This window comes from Candidatus Methylomirabilota bacterium, assembly GCA_035315345.1.
In the GTDB taxonomy this organism is placed as follows: Bacteria; Methylomirabilota; Methylomirabilia; order Rokubacteriales; family CSP1-6; genus CAMLFJ01.
In genome coordinates this window covers 1-22,566 of sequence record DATFYA010000003.1, presented here as the reverse complement: position 1 = coordinate 22,566, position 22,566 = coordinate 1, and the positions used below count along the sequence as shown (strand labels likewise).

General features: G+C 69.3%; 24 protein-coding genes. 3 read left to right on the top strand and 21 right to left on the bottom strand.

Going from position 1 to position 22,566, the window contains the following annotated elements; all coding sequences use genetic code 11:
- The 6 genes from VKN16_00220 to VKN16_00195 all read right to left on the bottom strand — a co-directional run bounded on the left by VKN16_00220 (position 1) and on the right by VKN16_00195 (position 5,241).
- Positions 1-978, bottom strand: coding sequence for a hypothetical protein (locus VKN16_00220; GenBank protein ID HME92621.1), 978 nt, complete (start codon positions 976-978; stop codon positions 1-3).
- A gap of 9 nt (positions 979-987) precedes the next feature.
- Positions 988-1,743: a DUF455 family protein gene (locus tag VKN16_00215; GenBank protein HME92620.1), complete on the bottom strand. Its 756-nt coding sequence runs from the start codon at positions 1,741-1,743 to the stop codon at positions 988-990.
- An 83-nt stretch (positions 1,744-1,826) separates the two neighbouring features.
- Positions 1,827-3,017 carry a DNA polymerase IV gene (gene dinB / locus VKN16_00210; GenBank protein ID HME92619.1) on the bottom strand — a complete coding sequence of 397 codons (1,191 nt, stop codon included), beginning with the start codon at positions 3,015-3,017 and terminating at the stop codon, positions 1,827-1,829.
- A 22-nt stretch (positions 3,018-3,039) separates the two neighbouring features.
- Positions 3,040-3,216: a helix-turn-helix domain-containing protein gene (locus VKN16_00205; GenBank protein ID HME92618.1), complete on the bottom strand. Its 177-nt coding sequence runs from the start codon at positions 3,214-3,216 to the stop codon at positions 3,040-3,042.
- A gap of 27 nt (positions 3,217-3,243) precedes the next feature.
- Positions 3,244-3,972, bottom strand: a complete 729-nt coding sequence (cysE, locus tag VKN16_00200) for a serine O-acetyltransferase (GenBank protein HME92617.1) — start codon at positions 3,970-3,972, stop codon at positions 3,244-3,246.
- Positions 3,973-4,086: 114 nt separating this feature from the next.
- Entirely contained in the window at positions 4,087-5,241 is a 1,155-nt protein-coding gene (locus VKN16_00195) for an IscS subfamily cysteine desulfurase (protein ID HME92616.1), read from the bottom strand.
- 36 nt (positions 5,242-5,277) lie between these two features.
- Between VKN16_00195 and VKN16_00190 the strand changes: the two genes are divergently transcribed.
- From VKN16_00190 to VKN16_00180, 3 genes are read left to right on the top strand one after another with little or no spacing between them, the layout of a single operon-like run.
- The gene (locus VKN16_00190; GenBank protein ID HME92615.1) at positions 5,278-5,595 is read left to right on the top strand and encodes a DsrE family protein; all 318 of its coding nucleotides are present in this window, start codon (positions 5,278-5,280) and stop codon (positions 5,593-5,595) included.
- 13 nt (positions 5,596-5,608) lie between these two features.
- A complete protein-coding gene (locus tag VKN16_00185; GenBank protein ID HME92614.1) occupies positions 5,609-5,962 on the top strand; it encodes a DsrE family protein in 354 nt (117 codons plus the stop codon).
- Positions 5,962-6,192, top strand: a complete 231-nt coding sequence (locus tag VKN16_00180; protein ID HME92613.1) for a hypothetical protein — start codon at positions 5,962-5,964, stop codon at positions 6,190-6,192. The genes VKN16_00185 and VKN16_00180 overlap by 1 nt, the downstream gene beginning before the upstream one ends.
- A gap of 1 nt (position 6,193) precedes the next feature.
- Here VKN16_00180 and iscX read toward each other — a convergent pair whose 3' ends face one another.
- From iscX to VKN16_00105, 15 genes are all read right to left on the bottom strand, one after another.
- Complete coding sequence (iscX, locus tag VKN16_00175; GenBank protein HME92612.1) at positions 6,194-6,394, bottom strand: Fe-S cluster assembly protein IscX; 201 nt, start codon at positions 6,392-6,394, stop codon at positions 6,194-6,196.
- Positions 6,395-6,404: 10 nt separating this feature from the next.
- On the bottom strand, positions 6,405-6,728 hold the full coding sequence (locus VKN16_00170; protein ID HME92611.1) for a 2Fe-2S iron-sulfur cluster-binding protein: 324 nt from the start codon (positions 6,726-6,728) through the stop codon (positions 6,405-6,407).
- The gene (dnaK, locus tag VKN16_00165; protein HME92610.1) at positions 6,728-8,563 is read right to left on the bottom strand and encodes a molecular chaperone DnaK; all 1,836 of its coding nucleotides are present in this window, start codon (positions 8,561-8,563) and stop codon (positions 6,728-6,730) included. Before dnaK ends, VKN16_00170 begins: the two co-directional genes overlap by 1 nt.
- The gene (gene hscB, locus VKN16_00160) at positions 8,541-9,137 is read right to left on the bottom strand and encodes a Fe-S protein assembly co-chaperone HscB (protein ID HME92609.1); all 597 of its coding nucleotides are present in this window, start codon (positions 9,135-9,137) and stop codon (positions 8,541-8,543) included. The genes dnaK and hscB overlap by 23 nt, the downstream gene beginning before the upstream one ends.
- A gap of 64 nt (positions 9,138-9,201) precedes the next feature.
- Complete coding sequence (locus VKN16_00155) at positions 9,202-9,528, bottom strand: iron-sulfur cluster assembly accessory protein (protein ID HME92608.1); 327 nt, start codon at positions 9,526-9,528, stop codon at positions 9,202-9,204.
- Between the two features lie 18 nt (positions 9,529-9,546).
- Positions 9,547-9,963, bottom strand: a complete 417-nt coding sequence (gene iscU / locus VKN16_00150) for a Fe-S cluster assembly scaffold IscU (protein ID HME92607.1) — start codon at positions 9,961-9,963, stop codon at positions 9,547-9,549.
- A gap of 43 nt (positions 9,964-10,006) precedes the next feature.
- On the bottom strand, positions 10,007-11,233 hold the full coding sequence (locus tag VKN16_00145; protein ID HME92606.1) for an IscS subfamily cysteine desulfurase: 1,227 nt from the start codon (positions 11,231-11,233) through the stop codon (positions 10,007-10,009).
- 15 nt (positions 11,234-11,248) lie between these two features.
- Positions 11,249-11,689 carry an Rrf2 family transcriptional regulator gene (locus tag VKN16_00140; GenBank protein HME92605.1) on the bottom strand — a complete coding sequence of 147 codons (441 nt, stop codon included), beginning with the start codon at positions 11,687-11,689 and terminating at the stop codon, positions 11,249-11,251.
- A 215-nt stretch (positions 11,690-11,904) separates the two neighbouring features.
- The gene (locus VKN16_00135) at positions 11,905-12,888 is read right to left on the bottom strand and encodes a galactose-1-phosphate uridylyltransferase (protein HME92604.1); all 984 of its coding nucleotides are present in this window, start codon (positions 12,886-12,888) and stop codon (positions 11,905-11,907) included.
- Between the two features lie 87 nt (positions 12,889-12,975).
- Complete coding sequence (locus tag VKN16_00130; protein HME92603.1) at positions 12,976-13,383, bottom strand: prepilin-type N-terminal cleavage/methylation domain-containing protein; 408 nt, start codon at positions 13,381-13,383, stop codon at positions 12,976-12,978.
- Between the two features lie 187 nt (positions 13,384-13,570).
- Positions 13,571-14,917 carry a tetratricopeptide repeat protein gene (locus VKN16_00125; GenBank protein ID HME92602.1) on the bottom strand — a complete coding sequence of 449 codons (1,347 nt, stop codon included), beginning with the start codon at positions 14,915-14,917 and terminating at the stop codon, positions 13,571-13,573.
- Positions 14,895-19,286, bottom strand: a complete 4,392-nt coding sequence (locus tag VKN16_00120) for a VWA domain-containing protein (GenBank protein ID HME92601.1) — start codon at positions 19,284-19,286, stop codon at positions 14,895-14,897. Before VKN16_00120 ends, VKN16_00125 begins: the two co-directional genes overlap by 23 nt.
- The gene (locus VKN16_00115; GenBank protein ID HME92600.1) at positions 19,283-20,176 is read right to left on the bottom strand and encodes a DUF58 domain-containing protein; all 894 of its coding nucleotides are present in this window, start codon (positions 20,174-20,176) and stop codon (positions 19,283-19,285) included. The genes VKN16_00120 and VKN16_00115 overlap by 4 nt, the downstream gene beginning before the upstream one ends.
- Before the next feature lie 4 nt (positions 20,177-20,180).
- Positions 20,181-21,671 (bottom strand): hypothetical protein, encoded by a 1,491-nt coding sequence (locus VKN16_00110; GenBank protein ID HME92599.1) that lies wholly within the window; start codon positions 21,669-21,671, stop codon positions 20,181-20,183.
- Positions 21,672-21,686: 15 nt separating this feature from the next.
- Positions 21,687-22,566, bottom strand: an 880-nt coding sequence (locus VKN16_00105; GenBank protein HME92598.1) for an AAA family ATPase, incomplete at its 5' end; no start/stop codon positions are given.

Genomic DNA, 22,566 nt, shown 5'->3' with positions numbered 1-22,566 from the left:
TCAGGCCGGCTGGACGGCGGAGGCGGAGACGGTCTCGAGCGCGGCGATGCGCCAGTCGGCTCCGTCGGACACCCAGCGCATCAGCAGGGTGATCGGCTGGGCGGGACCGTCGATGCGCAGCTTCACCAGCCGGTGCGCGCCGACGCGGGCGAACGCCACGACCCGATGCCGGCCTCCGCGCGCGTCGCCGAGCCGCGCGGTCACCTCGGGGCCCGGGACCGTTTCGGCGCTGAGCCACCGGCGCACCGCGGTCGGGTCGCCGGCGACCAGCGCCTCGCCGAGCGCGGCGAGTGCGGCGGCCAGCTCGGGAGCGATCCGCCACTCCGTGGTCGAGCGCTCGAGGCGGATGAACTCGGCCGCGTCGTCGCTCAGCGGGGCGGTGGCGGCCTCGGCGGACGCGCGCGTGACCGGCTCCGTTCCGGTGACGCCGCCCGACGCGTGCAGGAGCGTCCAGAGCCGCACCTCGCGCGCGTGGGCTCGCCGCTCGAGCTCGGGAGACCGCAGCAGATGACGCAGGACGGTCTCACCCGCGGTGATGTGCCGGCGCTCGTCTTCGATGGCGCGAGCGAGAATGCGGCAGGTGGGGGGCTCGTACACCGCGTTTGCCCGGGCGAGGTGCGCCTCGTAGGTGGCGAGCAGGTGCGGCTTCAGCACCCGATAGACCGCGACCAACCGCTCGATCGTCTCGCCGGGAGCCTCGGCTTCCTCCAGCGCGTCCATGAACGCGACCAGCCCGGCGCTCGCCGGCTCGGAGACCTGGGCAGCCGCGCGCAGCTCGGGCAGGCGCTTGCCCCAGGCGTCGGCGTGCTGGGCGTTGTCCCACACGTGCCGGCCCATGAGCAGCTTGGCGGACAGCTCAGGGGTCAGCGCGATCCAGCCGCCGAGGATCCGGGTCATCCGCTCGACCGCGTAACGGTAATGCCGGACGGTCCTCGCGGAGTCGTCGACCTCCAGATGACCGGCCAGCGGGTGGGACACGACGCGATCCTAGTAGACGGCCGACCGCTGGGTGGTGCGGATCAGTCGCGCGATCTCCTCGTCGGTGAAGCCGCCCTCGCGGCGCGCCTCGGTGGCGATCGAGATCGGCACCATCTCGTGCGGGCCCTCGCGGCGAATTCCGCCCAGGTTGAAGCGCTCGTCGATGGTCTCCTGGAACTCGATGGCCCGGCGGCGCCGCTCCGGATCGCCCTCGGTGAGACGGGTCAGCCACTTCGATCCCATCCGGACGTGGGTGATCTCGTCGGCGAGTACGTAGTCGACTGCGCGCTCCAGGATCGGATCGCCCATCTTGCGCGCGATGTGCACCAGCTGGTTGAACACGTCGCAGGCCAGGCCCTCGAGGCCGCGGTTCACCCCGGCCACCCGCGCCGCCGCATCCTCCGCGCAGGCGCAGCGCCAGAGGATCGTCGTCTCCGGGAACTCGCCGATGTAGCCGTCCAGGTGCTCGAGCAGACGCACGTAGATCTCCACGTGCCGCGACTCGTCCCATACCTGTCGCGCCATGTCCATGGTGAACTCCCACGGCGCGTCGGGGAAATCGTAGACCGTGCGGCCCGCGCCCTCCATGGCCTGCAGCTCGCCCACCATGATGCCGTGCACCCGTTCCTTGATCGCGTCGGGGGAGAGCAGGTCGGGGAACGGCGGCAGCCCCTGGTCGATCTTCAGCTGCGCCACTTCGCGGGCTCGCATGCGGACGAGACGGTCCTCGCGGGCCAGCTTGTCGTAGGCGATCGGACGTTCCATTGAGCCTCTCCGGGCGACGAAATGAACCGCTATTCAGCGAGTCTAGCCGAACGCCCGAGGGAAGGCAACGCGAGCACGGCCGGTCATGCGTTACGCCCGAAAGGGCGCGGACCGCGGCGGGGCTTCCGCAGCAGGCTCGCCGGCCGGAGCGAATCCTCGCCGAAGCGCGCGGTCACCCGATCCATCGCCCGCGCGAGGCGCTCGCGGCGCGCGGTGTCCGGCTCCAGTAGGGAAAGCTGGCCGGACGCAGCGGGGCCGAGCCCCGACACGGAGAGACCGATCAGGCGCACCGCCTGCCCGAGCGGAATCCGGTCGAGCAGCGCGCGGGCCCGCCGATAGATGGCGAGGCCGTCCTGCGTCGGGTCGTCGGTGTGGCGGCGCGTCAGGGTGGAGAAGTCCGCGAAGCGGAGCTTGAGCGTCACGCATCGGCCCGCATAGCCCTCGTCGCGCAGCTCGCGGGCCACCCGCTCGGCCTGCTCGCGCAGCGTCGCGGTCAGGCGCTCGACGTCGCGGTGGTCCTGTCCGAAGGTCTCCTCGGCGCCCATGGACTTGGGCGGCGCGAACGGCTCGACCGTGCGATCGTCGCGTCCGAAGGCCAGATCGTGCAGCCCGCGGGCCCCCGAGCCGAATCTCGCTTCCAGGTACGGAAGCGGCAGCGAGGCGAGCTGGCCGATGGTGTTGATGCCCATCTCCTCCAGCGACGCGCCGGTGACGCGGCCCACTCCCCACAGCCGCGAGACCGGCAGCGGAGCCAGGAAGTCGGCCTCGGCGCCGGGCGCCACCACCACGAGCCCGTCCGGCTTGCGGAGATCCGAGGCCACCTTCGCCACGAACATGTTCGCGGCGACGCCCACCGACGCGGTGAGCGAGAGCGCCTCCGCGATGCGCGACTTGATGGCGCGCGCGACCGTCGGGCCGTCGCCGTGGAGCCCTTCGGTGCCGGTGACGTCGAGGAACGCCTCGTCGATCGAGAGCGGCTCCAGCAGGGGCGTGAACGCCGCGAGGATCTCCATGACCTGTCGGGAGACCGCCGCGTACTTGGCCATGTCCACCGGGAGGAACGAGCCCTGGGGACAGAGGCGGGCGGCGCGTCCGATCGGCATCGCCGAGTGCACGCCGAACCGCCGCGCCTCGTACGAGGCGGCCGACACCACGCCCCGGCCCGACGGGTCCGCGCCGACGATGACCGGCCGCCCGCGCAATTCCGGCCGGTCGCGCTGCTCCACGGACGCGTAGAACGCGTCCATGTCGACGTGGAGGATCGTCCGCGTCACTGCGGACGGGAGGGAAGAAGAATCAGCGGGTGACGGTGCGCCCGCGCCACTTGTCGATGGACTTCTTGGAGAAGAGCCACTTGCCCTCGTGCTCGACGGCCGGGATGCGGCGCTCGATCGCCATCTGGGTCACGACCTTCTCGTCCATCGCGAGGTACCGGGAGGCTTCCTTCACGTCCATGGTGTCCTTGGGCAGCACGTCGATAGACCCCCTTGTGGGAAGAGCTCAGTGAGTGCGCGCGTCCGCCGCGTCGGCCATCTTCTTCAGCCGCTCGAGCTCGGCCTCCAGCGAGTGGATCCGGTCGGCCATCTGCTCGAGCGTGCGGGCGAGCGGATCCGGGAGATCGGTCTGGTTGAGATCGATGCCGCCGGTCACCCGCTCGCCGTTCCGGAACGTGATGCGCCCGGGCACGCCGACCACCACGCAGTTCTCCGGAACCTCGCGCACCACCACCGAGCCGGCGCCGATCCGGCTGCCCGCCCCGATGGTGAAGCCGCCGAGCACCGCGGCGCCCGCGCCGATCGTCACGTTGTCGCCGATGGTGGGATGACGCTTCTCGCGCTTGGCGCTGGTGCCCCCGAGGGTGACCCCCTGCAGGATGCTGACGTTCTCCCCGATCTCGGCGGTCTCGCCGATGACGATCCCCATGCCGTGATCGATGAAGAGCCCGGGGCCGAGGACCGCCGCGGGGTGGATCTCGATACCGGTGAGGAACCGCCCCACGTGGGAGAGCCACCGGCCGCCGAGCTTCCAGCCCGCGCCCCACAACCGGTGGGCCACGCGGTGGATCCAGATCGCGTGCACGCCCGGCGTGCAGAGGACGACTTCCACCGCCGACCGCGCGGCCGGATCGCGCTCCAGCACCGTCCTCACGTCCCGCCGCATCTGCTCAAGCATTTCGGTCGCTCCTTGTGTCCGCCGGCTCGGGGTGTCGCGCGCCTCGCCCTCGCCCACGCCGTCCGGATTCCGCGCCGTCGGGATTCCGCATCATGCCTACATTCCGCGGGTTCCGGTAGCGATCGATGAGCCTCGGGCGGCCGCGGGCCCGAGCATCGCCCCCCGACCGGCTCAGGCCCGCGCGGGCATGGCGCTCCGGAGCTTCGCCACCAGCGGCTCGGTGGACTCGATCACGTAGTCGATGTCCTCCGCGGTCGTGCTGCGGCCGAGCGAATGCCGCACCGCGCCCATCGCCCAATCGAGCGGCACGCCCATGGCCACCAGCACGTACGACGGCTCCACGTTGCCGGAGGTACAGGCCGACCCCGCCGACACGCCGATGCCCTTCAGATCCAGCCCGAGAACGATCGATTCGGACTCCACGTGCCGGAAGCACACGTTGCAGGTGCCGGGCACCCGCTGGGTGGGATGGCCGTTCAGCCGCACCTCGGGGACCCGGCGGCTCAGACCCTCCCAGAGCCGCTCTCGGAGCGCGGTCAGCCGCTGGGCCTCCTCGGCCATGTCGCGCCCGCGAACCTCGACCGCCTTGCCGAAGCCCACGATCCCGGCCACGTTCTCGGTCCCGGCTCGGCGCCGGCGCTCGTGCTCGCCGCCGTGCTGGACCGACACCATCTTGGTGCCCTTTCTGATGTACAGGCCGGCGACTCCCTTGGGCCCGTAGATCTTGTGACCAGAGAACGAGAGCATGTCGATGTTGAACGCGTCGAGGTCGATCGGCACCTTGCCGAAGGTCTGCACCGCGTCCATGTGGAACGGGATGTTGTGCTCCCGGGCGATCGCGCCCAGCTCGCGCGCGGGCTGGACGGTGCCGATCTCGGAGTTGGCGTGCATGATCGAGATCAGGATGGTGTCGGGCCGGATCGCCCGGCGCAGCGCATCGGGATCCACCATCCCGAAGCCGTCCACGTCCAGATAGGTCGCGTCGAAGCCCATCGTCTCGAGGTTCTGCACCGCCCGCAGCACCGCGTGGTGCTCGATCTTGCTGGTGATGATGTGCCCGGAGCGCCGGGCCATCGCCACCCCCTTGACCGCCATGTTGTCGGACTCGGTGCCACCGGAGGTGAAGACGATCTCTTCCTTGCCAACCCGCAGGAAGTGGGCGACCTGCTCCCGCGCGGTCTCCAGCCCCTCGCGCGCGGCGCGGCCGAAGCCGTGCACGCTCGACGGATTGCCGAAGCGCTCGCTGAAGTACGGCAGCATCGCGTCCACCACCTCCGGATGCACCGGGGTGGACGCGTTGTGATCGAGATAGACTTGACGGTTCATTGACGCTCCCCTTTCACGATGTTACGCTTCGCCGCCATGGCTCTCGCCAGTCGGAAGCTGGGCCTGATGGTCTCCACCGCGCCCGATCACCCGAATCTCGACACCGCGCTCGGACTGTCCCGCGCGGCGCTCGACGCGGGCGGCGACGTGTACCTGTACCTGATCGACGATGCGGTGGCCGCGGTGGAGGACGCCCGCCTGCAGGCCCTCGCCGAGCGTGGCCTCAAGCTGTTCGTGTGCGCGTACGGCTGTCAGAAGCGACGCCTGCCTCTGTCGGATCGCGCCACCAACTGCGGCCTGGTCGTGCTCACCGACGTGATCAACGGCACCGACCGCTTCATCGCGCTCAACTAGCCCGCGTGCGGCCGTGAGTCCGAGCCAGCCCACCCTCGTCGTCATCTCCGAGGACCCGCGCGTCTCGCATCGGGCCAACGAGGCCATGCGTATCGCGCTCGGCATCGTCGCCGGCGACAACGAGGTGCACGTGGTGCTCACCGGGCCCGCGGTCCACCTGCTCGACGAGGACACCGACGATCTGATCGACGGCGACGACATCGCCAAGTTCCGCGCCTCGCTCAAGAAGCTCGGGGTGACCTTCCACGTGGAGGGGGCGCTGCCCACCCACCCCGACTGGAATGCCGACGGCCACCCGGTCGTCTCGGTGAGCCGGGAGGAGATCGCGGCACTGGTGCCCCGGGCCACGCGGTTCCTCGTGTTCTGATGGCCGGCTTCCTCCATCTGGTCAAGAGCGATTCGGCCACGCTCGCCGCGTCGGTGATCGAAGCCAACCGGCGCGAGCCCGGCGCCCGCGTCACGGTGGTGCTGCTCGACGGCGCCGCCGCGCCCACGCTGGCCGCCGACGTCACGGTGCGCCGGCTCGCCGAGGGCGATCTGGACTACGCCGAGCTGCTCGACCTGATCTTCGCTCACGATCACGTGGTGACCTGGTAGCTCAGCGGTCCTGGTACTCCTCGTGCCATTTCATCTGGATGGCCTCGAGGAGCCCCTCGTTGGAGTTCTTGGCCTCGTCGCTGAATCCGGGCAGCGCCACCACCCACTTGTGCATGTCGGTGAAGCGGACCGTGAGCGGGTCCACGTCCGGGTGCGCCTCCATCAGCGCCAGCGCGATGTCCTCGGCGTCCGTCCACTTCATGTCGGCCCCTTTACTTGGGTATCTCCACCACCACGTCGCCACGGACCACCGCCTGACAGCCCAGCCGCGAGTGCAGGGTGAGCCCCTCCGCGGTATCGAGGCGGTCCTCCTCGTCCGGCTCCATGGACGACAGGTTCTGCTCGCCTTCCCGAACCACCACGTGACAGGTGGTGCACGCGCAGCTGCCGCCGCAATTGTGCTCGAGATGGATATCGTTGGCGAGGGCGATGTCGAGCAGCGATCCCGGCCGCCCGTGGTCGGCGAGCGGATACTGGCTGTCGTCGACCTCGACCGTCTTGTTCAGGGGCAGGAACGTGACCTTGTGCACCGCCATCAGGAGCTCTCCGAATTTTCCAGCAGTCGGTCCGCGCGCCGGGACGTGACCGCGTCCTTGATGGCCGCTTCCATCATCCGGTCCGCGAGCGGCGCGGTGGCTTCGTTGAGCGCGATGGTGAGATCGCGGATCCGGTCGCGATCGGCCCCGGACCGCACGGCCTGCAGCGCGGCCAGCGCGCCCTCGATGATGGCCCGCTCCTCCGCGGTGGCGATGGCGCCGGCCTGGCGAAGCGCGCGCTCCACGTGGTTGATCACGGTGTCGGCCTCGGTGCGCGTCTCGATGAGGAGTCGCGCCTCCACGTCGGCCTCCGCGTGGGTGAACGAGTCCTCCACCATCTGCTCCACCTGGGCCTCGGTGAGTCCGTAGGTGGGCGTGACCTGGACGCTGGCCGCCTTGCCGGTCCGCAGCTCGCGGGCCTGCACCTGCAGGATGCCGTTGGCGTCGATCAGGAACGTGACCTCGATCTTGGGCATCCCGGCCGGCATCGGGTCCACCCCGGCCAGGTCGAAGCGGGCCAGCGACCGATTGTCCTTGGCCAGCTCGCGCTCACCCTGGAGCACGTGCATGTCGATCGTGGTCTGCCCGTCCACCGACGTCGTGAAGTACTCCTTGGCCAGGGTCGGGATGGTGGTGTTGCGCGGGATCAGCACGCTCACGATGCCGCCCAAGGTCTCGATGCCGAGAGAGAGCGGGGTCACGTCCAGCAGCAGCAAGTCGGTGATTCCGCCGGCCAGGATCTGCGCCTGCACCGCCGCGCCCAACGCGACCACCTCGTCCGGGTTCAGGCGGCTGTGCGGAGTCCGGCCGAACAGCTCCTCGACCCGTCGCCGGACCAGCGGCATCCGCGTGGCGCCGCCGACCAGCACCACCTGCTCGATCCGAGCCGGATCGAGCCCGGCGTCGGTCAGGGCCTGCCGGCACGGACCGAGAGTGGCCGCCACCAGCGGCTCGACCAGGGCCTCGATCTCGGCTCGGGCGATGTCTCGCCGGTACGTGAACCGCTCGAAGGGGATCGTGAGCACGGTGCGCTCCTCGAACGACAGCCGACACTTGGCCGCCTCCGCCCCGAGACGGATCTCCTGGAGCGCCTCCGCGTCGCCGCTCAGGTCGGCTCCGTGACCGGCCTGGATGTCGGCCAGGATCCAGTCCACGATCGCCCGATCGAAGTCGTCGCCGCCCAGGTGCGTGTCGCCGTTGGTGGCCAGCACCTCGAAGACGCCGTCCTTCACCCGCAGGATCGAGATGTCGAACGTGCCGCCGCCCAGGTCGTACACCGCGATCTGGCCTTCCGCCATCCGCTGCAGCCCGTAGGCGAGCGAGGCGGCGGTGGGCTCGTTGACGATCCGCAGGACGTCGAGGCCGGCGATGCGGCCGGCGTCCTTGGTGGCCTGCCGTTGGGCGTCGTTGAAGTAGGCGGGCACCGTGATCACCGCCTGCTCCACCGGCTCGCCGAAGTGGGCCTCGGCGCGCTGCTTGAGGGCGCGCAGCACGTGGGCGGAGACCTCGGGCGGGGTCACCTCGCGGTCGCCGATGCGAATCGTCACCACTTCCGCGTGCGGCGTCACCGGGAACGGCAGCCGGGACAGATCGTCCTTCACGTCGTCGTAGCCGCGACCCATGAGCCGCTTCACCGAATACACGGTGCGCGCGGCGTTGCGGGCGAGCTGACGGCGCGCCGCCTCGCCGACCACCACGCCGTTGGGCGTCCAGGCCACGACGGAGGGCAGCAACGCGCGGCCCTCCGCGTCCGGGATCACCCGCGGGATGCCGCCCTCCACGTGGGCGACGAGGCTGTTGGTCGTGCCCAGGTCAATGCCGACGATGCGAGACATCGCTCTCTTCGCGCTCTCCCAGCGCCTCGGTCAGGTCGTCGATCACGGTGCGCAGGTACGCCCGAGTCGCGAGACGCTGCTTGAACCACTCGAGCAGCGCCTCGCGGTCGCCGCCCCCTTCGACCAGCCGGTCCCACTCCCCCGCGCGGCCGACGATGGCGTCGGCTTCGGCCGCATGGCGCGCCTCGAGTCGCGCGCGCTCCTCGCGGAGGCGCTCTCCCGCCGCGGGGCTCATGCCCTCGGCCTTGGCTTCCTCGAGCGCCTCCTGGACTTCCAGCATCTCCTGGAGCAGCTCCCGCGGCGCCCGCGGCTTGTCGGTCGCGCCCTCGCGAACCTCCCGCCCCTCCTCCAGCGCGATCAGGTACTCGACTCGCGGCAGCGGGTCCCGCAGGGCCCGATAGGCGCGGTTGACCAGGGCCGAGCGCGCGAGCGTCTCCGCCTGTTGCTCGGGCGCCGCCCCCTGGTGGAAGTCGGGGTGGTGCTCGCGCGACAGCTCGTAGAAGCGCCGCTGCAGCGCCGCTCCGTCCACCGTCAGCTTGCGGGGCAGCCCGAATACCGTGAAGTAGTCGCTCACCGATCGCTCCTGAAAAGAAGAACGGGCCCGTCCGGGCCCGTTGTCGTCCGCCGCGATCCGGGCCCTAGGCCGAGAACGACGTGCCGCACCCACAGCTCGATTTCGCGTTGGGATTGACGAACGTGAAGCCGCCCGTCAGCCCCTGCATCACGTAGTCGAGGGTGGTGCCGTTGAGGTACAGGTAGCTCTTCTTGTCACACACGACCTGGACCCCGTCGATCTCGAACGTCTTGTCGTGAGGCCCGATCTCGTTGTCGAGCTCCAGCGAATAAGACAAGCCCGAGCAGCCTCCGCCCTTGACCCCCATGCGGAGATACACGTTCTCCAGCTTCTGGGCCTCGATGAGGCCCTTCACCTGTTTCACCGCGTTGTCGGTCATCGCGAGCGCCATGGCGTCGGTCCCCTCCTCTTAGGACGCGTCCCGCCCGGACGGGGCTTCGCTCTTGTTCCACTTCTCGCGGTAGTCCTGGAGCGCGGCCTTGATCGCGTCCTCGGCCAGCACGGAGCAGTGGATCTTCACGGGCGGCAGCTTCAGTTCGCTCACGATGTCCGTGTTCTTGATCTTGGCCGCCTCGTCCACCGTCCGGCCCTTCAGCCATTCGGTGGCCAGGCTGGAGGAGGCGATGGCGCTGCCGCAGCCGAAGGTCTTGAACTTGGCGTCTTCGATGACGCCGGTGTCGACATTGACCTTGATCTGCAGCTTCATGACGTCGCCGCATTCCGGCGCGCCCACCAGGCCCGTCCCGACCCCGGGGGTGTCCTTGGTGAAGGACCCCACGTTGCGCGGGTTGTTGTAGTGGTCGACTACCTTATCGCTGTAGGCCATGTCCGCACATCCTCCTGAGTGATTGCCTGAGGGCTCGCGCCCGCTATTCCGCTTTCCAGTGGATCGACTTCAGGTCCACGCCTTCCTTCGCCAGCTCGTACAGCGGCGACATCTCCCGCAGCCGCTGGATGACCTCGACCGTCTTGCGCGCCACGAAGTCCACCTCCTCCTCGGTGGTGAACCGGTGCAGCCCGAAGCGGATGGACGAGTGGGCCAGCTCCGAGTCCACCCCGAGGGCGGAGATGACGTAGGAGGGCTCGAGCGTCGCCGAGGTGCAGGCCGAGCCCGAGGCCAGCGCGGCTTCGCGGTTGAGCCCCATGAGCACGGACTCGCCCTCGACGTAGGCGAACGAGATGTTCAGGTTGTGGGGCAGCCGCAGCGTCGGGTGGCCGTTGACGTAGGCTTCGTCCACCTTCGAGACGATCTGCTCCTGCAGCCGGTCCCGGAGGGCGGCCAGCCGCGTCGACTCCTCCGCCATCTCCTCGCGGGCGATCTCGGCCGCCTTGCCGAAGCCGACCGCCAGGGGGACCGGCACCGTGCCCGATCGCATGCCGCGCTCGTGACCGCCGCCGTCCACCATGGGGGCTAGGCGCACGCGCGGGTTCTTCCGCCGCACGTACAGCGCGCCAACACCCTTGGGGCCGTAGAGCATGTGGGCGGTGGCCGAGAGCAGGTCGACACCCATGGCCTCGACGTCCACCGGGATCTTGCCGACCGCCTGAGTGGCGTCGGTATGGAACAGGATCCCCTTCTCCTTGGCCAGCTTGCCCAGCTCGGCGATCGGCTGGATCGTCCCGATCTCATTGTTGGCGAACATCACCGAGACGAGGACGGTCTTCGGAGTCAGGGCCGCGCGCACCGTCTCGACGTCCACCAGGCCGTCGCGGCCGACCGGCACGTAGGTCACGTCGAAGCCCTGCCGCTCCAGCCGCTTGCACACGTCGAGGGTGGCCCGCTGCTCGATCGTGGTGGTGACGATGTGATTGCCCTTCTCCCGGTACATCTCGGCCACACCCTTCAGCGCCAGGTTGATCGCCTCGGTACCCCCCGAGGTGAACACCACTTCCTTCGGATCGCGGGCGCCGATCAGCCGGGCGATCTGCTCGCGGGCCTGGTCCACGCCCCCCTCCGCCTCCCAGCCGAAGGGATGGTTGCGGCTCGCCGGATGGCCGAACTTCTCCGTGAAGTACGGGATCATCGCCTCGAGCACGCGCGGGTCTACCGGGGTCGTGGACTGGCTGTCCATGAAGATGGGAAGCTTCAACGCCATCGCCCTTTCTCTCTCCTAGTGAATGCTCACCAGCGGTGTCACTGGAGCTGTGGGCTCCACGGCCAGCTCGGCGAGCGTCATGCTATCGAGCACGTGGGTGATCCCGGCCTGGATCTTCTGCACCGGCCCCCGCAAGTTGCAGCGCGCGAACTGCGGGCAGTCGTCGTGAGGCGTCATGCAGCTGACCACGCTCAGCGGGCCCTCGAGAGCCCGCACCACCTGACCGACGGTGATGTGGGACGCCGGCCGGGTCAGCACGTAGCCGCCCTTCGGCCCGTTGTGGCCGGCGATCAGCTTCTTCTTCGCCAGCCGCTGAAGGATCTTGGCCAGCCGCTCGGGCGGAATGTGGAACTCCTCGGCGATTCGCTTCGCGCTCACCGCGCCATCGTCGCCGTGGGAAGCGATGAAGTGGATCGCCATCAGTCCGTAGTCCGCCCGCTTCGTGAATCTCAGCACATCGATCCCCTGTACTCAGGCCGACTCGTGGTCCGTCTCCGCTGCCGTAATGTCCGGCTCTCGAGATCCGAGTCTCGTATCTCCGACTCCCCGGATCTCCGACTCCTATGGTCGGAGTTTGCCAGCGGGTCGGGCCGTTGTCAAGGCGAAAGGGGTGAAATCGGCTTGCTCTCGTCTGGCCTTAGCGCGGTCTGACCGGAGCAGCCGGCCCGACCCTACATCCAGGACTCCCGGAGCTCCTTGGCGGCGTCCTCGGGGGGAGTGTCATTGACGTGGATCCCGCCGACGCCATTCGAGCGGTCGGGGGTGGTACAGACCTCGATGTGCCAGTGATAGTCGTCGGCGATGGTCGCCCACTCGCCCGGCAGGATCTTGGCCGCCAGGTTTGGCGCGGTGTACAGGGTCATCTCGAAGGCGGGATCGCCCAGCTTACCGGCCAAGGTCCGGAAGAGGCCGCCCAGGATGGTGCCCAGATCGGAAACCACCTCGCCGGTCAGCGACCCTTCGTACACGCAGCTGTGCTGCCGGGGCAGGATCCACGTCTCGAACGGCGATCGCGCCGCGTAGGGCGACAGCGCGAGGAAGTGGTCGGTGAATCGGACCACGCGATCCCCCGCGGCGATCTCCTGGCGGATCATGTCGCAGTACACGCAGCGCCGCTTGTACTCGTAGTGCTCGCGGCACTCCCGCAGCTTGCGGCGAACCTCGTCGAAGATGATCGGGATCGCGGTGAGCCGTGAATAGGGATGCGTGATCTGCGAGCCGGGCGCGCGGTGCCGTCGGGTCACCAGGATGTCACGGATGTTCGGATCCTGCTTGAGGTCACGGATCCGCTCGCCGTACATCCAGAGCACCTGCTCCCACTGCCCGTCGCCGAGGGTGGCCGCGGTATCGTCGTGGCTCGGGCTTTCCACGATCAGCTCGGTAGCGCCGCGCGGGGAGATGCGATCGTACAGGCCCACCCCCTCGCGCACCAGCTCCTGCTCGATGCGGAAGTAGGGATCCGCCTCCGGGATCACGCGCACCGTCCAGCCCGGTCCATTCGGACGGGCGCCTTCCTTGCGATACGCGAAGATCTCCGGCGGCGTGAGGGACTCGTTGCCCGGACAGAACGGGCACACCGACGACGCGGGCCGCTTGAGGCCGGGCCGCACGAGCACCCAGCGGCCGCGGGTCGGATCCTTGCGCAGATCGCTCATGATTGGCTCACGATAGAAAATGCGCTCGGGTTAGTCAAGGAAAGCCCCGCTCGTGCGGCAACCGCGCGCGTCGTCGCGACACGAGCGCTACGGAATGTTGACGGTGGTGCCGTCTCCGCTGGTGGTGATCGTGAACGTCCCGGCCGTCGTGTTCGGGGTGTACGTGTAGGCGATCCATCCGCCCGGCGCCAGCGGCACGCTCGCGACGAAGGGACCGGCGCGAAGGCCCTGAGCGTTGGTCGCGACGACGGTGAGCTGGGTGAGCGCGGTCGGGATGCGACCCATGTGAGTGCCGTAGACGCTGATCGCCGAGGCCAGCGTGCGGGAATCGGCCTGGGCCTTCGCCAGCCGGCCGCGAGCCTGGATGTTGGTGTACAGGGGGATCGCCAGGGTGGCGAGCACGCCGATCACGGCGACCACGACCATCAGCTCGACGAGCGTGAACCCGCGCTCGCGTGGAATGCCGCCTCCGAGTCCCTGATTGGACCGGCGCATGCCTGGTATGCGAGCAAGACCGAGGCCAGAATATCGGAGATGCCATGTTGTTGAATTATCGGTCGACTGGCCGGCACTGCCTGACGCACTCGGTCAAGTGACGTGACCGAATCCGGCGGGATCGCTCGACTTTGGCCCACCGGCCGGGCCGCCGGGATCGAGGCGATCCCCGCGGAAGCCGGACTGGCTAGTTGGGTTGCTGGTGCTTGAGCTTCTTCAAGTGGAGCTTGGCGACGTCGACCCAATCCTTCTCGGACGGCAGGCTGCTGGCCAGTGCAATGTACCGCTCCCACAGCGAGATCGATTCCTTCGGATCCACCTTCTCGTACACCAGCGCCAGGTTGTAGAGCGCTCCCGTGTTCTTGGCGTCCGCGTCGACGACCTTGCGATACTCCTCGATGGCCTCTTTGTAGAGCCCCTTGTCCTCGTAGACCTCGGCCAGGCCCGTCCGCGCCTCGAGGTACGCGGGATCGAGCTCGATCGCCTTCTTGTAGGCGGTCACCGACTCGTAGTAGAGGCCCTTCTCGGAGTAGTAGATCTTCCCGAGGCTCACGTGCACCTTCGCGTTCATCGGGTTGTAGTCGAGCCCCTTGCGGTACGCGGTCACCGCGGGATCGATATCACCCTTGGCGGCCAGCGCGTCGCCGAGCCCCACGTGAGCCTCGGCGAAGAACGGACGCAGCTCGATGGCTTTCGTGTAAGCCTTGATGGCCTCCTCGAAGAGGCGGCGCGGCGCGGTCAGGTACAAGTCGCCGAGCGCCTTGTATGGCTCGGGATAGGTGGGATCGAGCTGAGCCGACGCCCGGAACTGCGCGGCCGCCTTCCACCGGTTGCCCAGGTTCTGGTGGACCACGCCGAGGGCGTACTGCGCGGCCACGAACTGCGGATCGGCCTCGATCGCGCGGCTCAGGAATTCCACCGCCGCTTCGTTGCCGTCCTGCGTCCCGCGATATCCGGCCTGCCGACCGCGCACGTACAGCTCGTAGGCCTTGAGCTGCGCGGTGGGCGCCGCCCACTTCTGGGCGCGAGCTTGCTCCGCGTCGGTCGCGGGCGCGTTGAGCGCCTTGAGATAGGCGGCGGGCAGCGGACGCAGGCGATCGAGCAGCTGGCCTTCCGCGACCGTGAAGGTGTCGAGGCTCCCCTTGTCGACCTTGTCCCCGCGCAGCTCGAGGAACCGCGGCTGCACGATGAGATCCGCGCCGGTGCGCTTCACCTCGCCGTACAGCGCGACGTCCGCGGCGAGCTTCCGGGCCGCGGCGAGCGTGGTCGCCTCGTCCCACGCTTCGGGCTGAGGCAGCTGACGGAGGCGATCGCGATCGATCTGCACCAGTCCCGGCACGTTGACGAGAGAGAGCATGAGCGACTGGGCGACCCCCTCGCCGATCCACTGCTCGTCGCGGGTGAGGTCGGTGCCCGCGAACGGCACGATCAGGACGTTGCGCGGCTTCGGCGCCGCCTCCAGGCTCGCCGCCCCCGCGAGCGTGAGCAGCAGTGCGGTGACGACGACCTTTCTAGCTCCGGTCAGCGTTCTCATGCCCTGCTCCTCCTTTGCCGCGTCCCACCCGCGCCCACAGCCGGCCGAGCCCGACCGGTCCGATGCGCCGCAACGCGATCTCCGGGATCAGCAGCACGGCCACCGCCCCCACCAGCCACGGCCAGATGTCGAGGCTGAGGCGTGACTTGTGCCGATTCTGGAGGAACGCGTCCTTCGGATCCGCGAGCATCCCGCCCCCGGTCAGCTCGGTCAGCTCGCGCAAGAACGTCTCGTCGACGCCCAGGTCGCGGAACTCGCGACCATAGGGGACGACCAGTCCCGCGAGCTGGGATCCCACCATCTGGTCGGCGCGCCGCTGCGCCATGCCCACCAGATACACGCCTTCCTGTCCCGCCGGGAATCGGCCGCGATAGCGGCCGGGGCCGATCTGCTCGAGGTCGATCACGGTCCGCGTTTTGTCGGGCGACACCACCCCGACCTGCGAGTCGAGGAAGTTGATGAACTCGCCCTTGGGATCGATGGCGTCCACGAGCACCTCGCCGTCGTTGTCCGTTCGCGAGACGGTGGCCACCGTATCGCTGCGGGTCCCCGTCCGCAACGCCCACCGCGTCACCTGCGACCAGAACTTGTTGAAGCCGCTCCAGCGGACCCAGAGCACGCCCCACTTGGCCTTGGCGTCGGAGGTGAACGCCACCGAGCGGCCGAGGCCGTAGCGCCAGGTGGCGAGCAGCGGGTCTTCCTGGTGGGTCATCAACACCAGGTCCGCGTTCGCCTTCATGCTGGTGGCCACGTAGCCGCCGAGCGGCGGCGCTTCCTTCCAGTTGATCTCCTGAATGGCCTCGTGGGCCGGGCTCGCCACCGTGGGCTTGAATGGCTGCTCCACCAGCGAGGCCTTGGAGGCCAGCTGGGTCTCCAGCGTGAAGATACGCGGGATGGTGGAATCGTCCTCGGTGTAGTAGAAGCGGCCGCGGCCCCACTTGGCCACGTCCACCATCAACGGCACGTCGGCGTCCTTCCCGATGGCCACCGTGGAGACCGTGATCTTGTCCTTGGCCATGCGGCGCAACAGGCCCGCGAAGTCGCCGCGCGTCATCTGGCCGTCCGAGAGGAAGATGACGTGCTTGAGGAGCGCGGGCCGGTCGAACAGGACCTGGTACGACTCCTTGAGCGCGGGATACCCGTCCGTTCCGCCACCCGCCTTGATGGTGGCGATGGCGTGGTGGATGGTCTGCTTGTCGCGCGCGGGTCGGAGCGGCGAGTCCCAGATGAACTCGGTGTCCCAGCTCATGACCCCGACCTCGTTGCGCTCGTCCAGCAGGTCCACCACCAGATGCGCGGCCTCCTTGGCGATGTCGAGCTTGGTCACCTTCTCGTCGGTGGTCATGGCCATGGAGCCCGAGCGGTCGATGGAGAGCACCACCGCGAGGCTCGGGATCTCGATCTTCTGCTTCACCTCCATGGTGACCGGCAGCGCTTCCTCGATCGGGGTGCGATAGTAGCCGCCGAGGCCGAAGCTCTCCTCGCCGCCTAGCATGATGAGCCCGCCGCCCTGCTCGCGGACGTAGTCGCGGATATTCTCCATCTGCTTCTTGGTCATCTTGAGCGAGGAGACGTTGGACAGGATGAGCCCGTCATACTTCTGCAGCCCGGCCATGTCCTTCGGGATCTTGTCGGCCTCGACCACCGTGACGTCGACGTGCTGCGAGCGCAGCGCCGCCGAGAGGGCCTGGGCCTGCGTGCGATCCTTCTCGGCCAGCAGCACCTGGGGGCGGCCGCGCACGACCAGGGTGCCGATCGCGCGGTTGTTCTCCTCGATGGTGTCGCCGTCGACGTCGAGGGCGGCCTGGTACACGTGGATGCCGCTCTGCTCGAGCGACTGGCGATAGGTGTAGACGTTCTTGCCCGGCGACAGCCGGACGACCTGCGAGCCGAGGAACTCCCCGTTACGGTATAGCGAGAGCCGCCCCTGCGTCTCGGCCTGGCTCCAGGCCACCACCTTGGCCTGGAACGGCTCGCCGAACTTCACCTCCTGGGGCAGCACCATGGATTCGACCACCACTTCCTGGGTGAAGGTCAGCGGCGCCGGCACGTAATAGATGTCGGCCCCCGCGTCCTTCGCGGCTTGCGCCACCGCGAGCGCATTGCCCTGGTTCTGGCGTCCGTCGGTGAGCAGCACGAAGCGGTTGGCCTGGCCGGCCGGCGCGGTGGCGAGCCCCAGCTGCAGAGCCTGGGCGAGATTGGTCCCGCGTCCCGGCACCTGCGCCTGCGGGCGCTCGATCTTCGCGGTGGGCCGCAGCGGCTGGTCCACCACCGCTTCCTCGCCGAACACCACGAGCGCGGCCTGATCACCCGGCTGCATCGCGCCGGCCGCCTGGGAGGCGAAGCGATACGCGCTCTCCCGCGCGGCGAGGCTCACGCTGTCCGACGCGTCCAGGAGGAACGTGACGTTCAGCCGGTCCGCCCAGCGGGGCACGGTCGGCCGCGTGAGGGCCAGCAGCAGCACCGCGACCAGCAGGCACCGCAGGCCGAGCGCCCAGCGATCGCCCAGACCGCGCGGCAGGCCGAGCCGGCCGCCGGTCTGACGCCGCCAGTAGAGGAAGCCCTCGACCGCGAACAACAGGAGGGCCAGGCCCACGAAGAACGGCCACAGCTCCCGCTGGATCAGGACCGGCGGGGATTCCGGCCGCGCGCCCTCGACGAAGGTGGGCAGCGGCTGCGGGGTGAGGTCGGACTCGTCGGCGTTCATGAGGTTCACGGCCACCCGCGTCTCGCCGCGCCCGGTGACGACCGCGTAGACGCCGACCTCGTCGGTCTCCGTGAAGCTGGCCATCCCCCGGTTGACCTGGGCCCGCACGCTCCGGCCGGAGGGCGTCCGCACCGTGGCGGTGGTCACCCCGTGCTCGACCGGGATGAGGATCGGCTGTCCGGCCTGCAGCTGCAGGCTGCTCTGATCGAGTCCGGCCGGATGCAGCCAGCGCAGACCCTTGGAGAGCATCAGCGGGAAGGCGACCCGCAGCGGGAAGTCGCTGCGGAAGAGATCGAATCCGAAGAAGAGCGCTTTGCGGTCGCGCTCCTCGAGCGCGTAGACCAGCGGGCCGCCGACCGCCTCCACCAGGGTCTTGCCCGCGGCGAGGGGCCGGACGCGCATGGCGTCTTCCATGGTCACCTTGGCGAGGTCGACCTGCCGCATGATCGGATGCGTACGGTCCCAGTCCATGATGGTCGGCGAATCGAGCCGGCCGAGCACCTCGAGCGGCACGTCCGAGGGCACCGTGTTCACGAGCACGAAGCGGCCGTTGCCGAGCTTCTGCGGGCTCACGCTGTCCACCACCACCACGTCGAAGCCTTCCATCCCGCCCGGGTAGGCGTCCGGCTTGCGCACCTCGAGCTTCACCTGCGGATCGGTCTGCAGCGCCTTCTCCAGGAACAGGTTCCCCGGGCTCACGAGCAGGACCGAGATGGTGCGGGGCGGCGGGATCACCGCGTAGGCGACGTTGTCCGCGTCGAGATCGTCCGAGACATCGAGGCGCAGCTTCAACACCCCGCCGCGCTGCTCGCTGAACGGCACCACGATGGCCCGCCGCACCTGGGGCCCCAGGGTGAGCGTGCGCTCGCTCAGCACCTCGTCGTCGAGGGTCAGGCGCAACGACAGGTTCTGCTGCTCGCTCGAGAAATTGCCGACCGAGAAGAAGGCCTGCGAATTGTAGGTGCCGAAGTAGTTGCGCCGGACCGCGAGGCTCGTGATGCCCACGTTGTGGGAGCGCCGGCCCGTCCCCGTCCAGCGCACCCGCACGTCGTTGCCCTGGGCGCGGGCCGCGGCGGGATGGGATCCGTCGGTGAAGACGTGGATCTCGGCCCGCGGATCGGTCCCCACCAGCGCCCGCGCGGTGCGCAGCCCCTCGGCGAGGCGGTTGGGCAGGTCGTGCGCTTCCATCGAGCGGATGGACGACGCCACGCGATCGTGCTCGCGGGTGAACGGCACCAGCACCCTCGGCTGCACGCCCGCGTCGATCACCATGACCTCGGCGCCCTCGCCGAGCTGCCCCAGCAGCCCGAGCGCGGCGCGCTGCGCCTGGATGAAGCGCGAGCCGGGCACGTCGGTGGCCTTCATGGACGCGGAGCTGTCGATCACGATGGCGACCCGCTTCGCCCCCTGCCCCATGACGTTCACCGCGGGTCGGGCGAGGGCCACCGAAAGGGCGAGGAGGGCGAGGATCTGCAGGATGAGGAGGGGGTCGCGCTGCAGGCGCTGGAAGAAGGTCGAGGCCTCCCGATCCCGGAGCGACGGGTCCCAGAGCAGCAGGCTCGACACCCGCATCTGCCGCCGGCGGACCTTCAGGAAGTAGAGCAGGAGCAGCGGGACCGACAGCGTGGCCATCAAGAGCGCGAGCGGACTCAGGAAGTTCATCCGAGGAGCAGACCCTTCAGCTGTCGGAGCATGAACTCCTCCACCGGCGTATCGGTCACCACCCGGTGGTAGGTGATCTCGTTGCCGCGGCAGAACTGCTCGGCCCGGTCGAGGAAGTCGCGCAGGCGGGCCTGGTAGGCGCGCAGCGCCTCGCCGTCGAGGGTGAGGTCCCGCAGCTCATCGGTCTCGGCGTCGAGCAGCCGCAGATCACCGCCGAAGCCGGGGTTCATCTCCTCGGGCGCCAGCACGTGGACGACGTGCACGTCGAAGCGCCGCTCGAGCAGGGCCTTGAGCCCGCGCTCGTATCCGGTCGGGTCCATCAGATCCGAGATCAGCACCGCGAGCCCGGCCTCTCGCGAGCGCAGGGCATACGCGGCGAGGCCCTCGTTGAGCGAGGTGGCCCCGCCCGCCCGTAGCCGTCCGACGAAGTCCATGAGGGGGAGCACCTGGCTGCGGCCCCGCGCGGGGCTGAAGCCCTCGGCCATGCGCTCGCGCATCACCCCGACCCCGACCCGCTCGAGACTCACCAGCCCCACGAAGCCCAGCGCCGCGGCCAGCCTGGCCGCGTGCTCGAGCTTGGACGGTTCGCCGAAGCCCATGGACGCGGAGGCGTCGAGGAGGAGATGGAGGCAGAGATCCTCCTCGTCGACGAACAGCTTGAGATAGAGCCGGTCGAGCCGGGCGTAGACGTTCCAGTCCACGTAGCGCAGGTCGTCGCCGACGCCGTACTGACGGTAGTCGGAGAACTCCACGCTGATGCCCTTGCGCGGACTGCGCCGCTCCCCCTTCACCCGTCCGCGGAAGGAGCGGCGCGAGAGCAAGCTCAGGCGCTCGAGCTGGACGAGGAAATCCGCGGACAGCAGCTCCTGCCCGGTGCGGACCGTGGTCACGGCGCTACTTCTCGTCCAGCGACTGGAAGTACTCCTTGACCTGCCCCTGGAAGTCGCGCGGCACCTGCTCCCGCGCGATGGATTCTTCCATCATCTTCCGGTACTGCCCGAGCACACCCATGTACTGCATGCGCGACGGCATCTGGGCGCCGCGCCCGAGCATGTTGGTATCGATGCCCTGCTTGCGGCCCGGCCGCGCCTCGCCTTCGACGCCCACGTCGAAGGGGTTGCCGCTCAGCCGCGACGTGGCATCGCCCTTCGGCGAGGTGCTCTTGCCCCGCCCCGGGAGCAGGCCCTCACCCTCGGGGAAGTCGCCCTCGTCGCCGGGCCCGCCGGCCTGCTGACCCGAGCCCTTGTCGCCGCGCCGGCCACCGCGCCGCTCGCTCTCGCGCCCGCCCTTCAGCGACTTGCCGTCGCGGCCGCGCTCCTCCATGGAGCGCATCTTGTTCAGCGCCCGCTCCATCGCCTCCATCGCCTTGTCGCTCTGGCCGCCCTCGAGTGCCTCCATGCCCTCGTAGACGTCGCCCGACCAGTTCCCCGCCTGGCCCTGCCCGCCGTTCTTCCGGCCGAGCCGCTCCATCTCGCTCAGCAGCTCGCGCAGCTTCTCGGGCGAGACCTTCTTGTTGGGATCGAGCCCGCCTCGAAGCGCCTTCGCCTTCTGGAAGACCATGCGGGTCTGGTTCTGGGTGAAGTCGCTCTGCAGGTCGGGAATGCGGTCCAGCTGCTCCAGCATGCGCAGCCGGTCGTCACCCTTCTTGAGGAACGAGTTGAAGTCGGGAGCGCGGCCGCCCAACGAGGTGTCCTTGAAGACCGCCGCGAGGTCGCCCGGCTGGCTCTGACCGCCCCCGCCGAGCCGCGGGGAGAGATTGCGCTCCTGAACGTCGGCGCGCTGGACGGGATCGCGCCGCGTCGCCTGCTTTCGCTCCGCCTCCTGCATCTCGCCGCTGCGGTCGGGAGGCGCCTTCTCCTCGTCGTCCTCGCGCGAGACCGAGAAGCTGGGCAGGCGCCCTTCGGGCAACGGGATGGGCGGCGCGGCCGCGAGGGCCAGACCGATCACCAGGGGCACCGGGACCAGCCTGGCCTCGCGCGGCACGCGGCGGACGATGATGCGGCGGGCGCCCAGCTGCTCGACGCGGGTCGACGCGTCCGCGACGAGGGCGTCGACGATCGGGGTACGGTCGGGGCGGCTCGACCACTCGAGCGCGGTGCTGACCCGCTCCGCCAGCCCGTAGCCGCGGTCCGCCAAGCGCGCGGCCTCGGCCTGGGGCAGCCGCATGAGGAAGCCGCGCAGCGCGCCCGCGGTCGCTCCACCGATCAGCAGGAGGGCCGCCGCCACGTAGCTCCAGACCCCGAAGGACTCCTTCACCACGAGCGGCACCACCGCCGCCACCGCGCCCCAGAACAGCCCGCGAAGGCCGTAGAACTCGGCCCGCCGCAGCCGGATCTGCCGGCCGACGTCCGCGACCAGCCGCTCGATCACCGTGGGACCGGGCATGAGTGGCTCCTCCCGCTACCTGAGAAAGACCTCTTTCCCGGATCCGCTCCTGCTCTCCGCGTTCTCGACGATCTGGCCGATCAGGTCGTCCACGTCGATGCCCTCCGCCTCGCCTTCGAAGTTCAGGATGAGGCGGTGACGCAGGGCGGGCAGCGCGGTGGCCCGGAGGTCGTCCACGCTGACATTGAAGCGGCCCTCCGAGATCGCGCGCACTTTCGAGCCGAGCACCAGGGCCTGGGCTCCGCGAGGACTCGCCCCGTAGCGGATGAAGCGCCGCGTGGCTTCCGGCGCCCCCTCCCACTGCGGATGCGTGCCCAAAACGATGAACGACGCGAGGTCGCGCACGTGGCTGGCGATCGGGATCTCGCGGACCAGCTCGCGCATCGCGAGCACCTGGGCCCCGGTCAGGACCCGGCGCACCTCGACCTGACGCACGTGGGTGGTGCGGTCGATGATCTCGGTCAGCTCCTCCAGCCCGGGGTAGCGGACGCGCAGCTTGAAGAGGAAGCGGTCGAGCTGCGCCTCGGGCAGCGGATAGGTGCCTTCCATCTCGATGGGGTTCTGAGTCGCGAGCACGAAGAACGGCGACGGCAGCGGATGGGCCGCCCCCGACACCGTGACCGCGCCCTCCTGCATGCCTTCGAGCAACGCCGACTGTGTCTTCGGAGTGGCCCGGTTCACCTCGTCGGCGAGGAGGATGTGACCGAAGATGGGGCCTCGCTGGAACTGGAAGTGCTTCCGGGCCTGGGCGTCCTCCACGATGATGTTGGTGCCGATGATGTCGCCCGGCATCAGGTCCGGGGTGAACTGGATGCGCGAGAACGACAGCTCGAGGCTCTCGGCGAGCGTCTTGACCAGCAATGTCTTGCCGAGCCCGGGCACGCCTTCCAGCAGG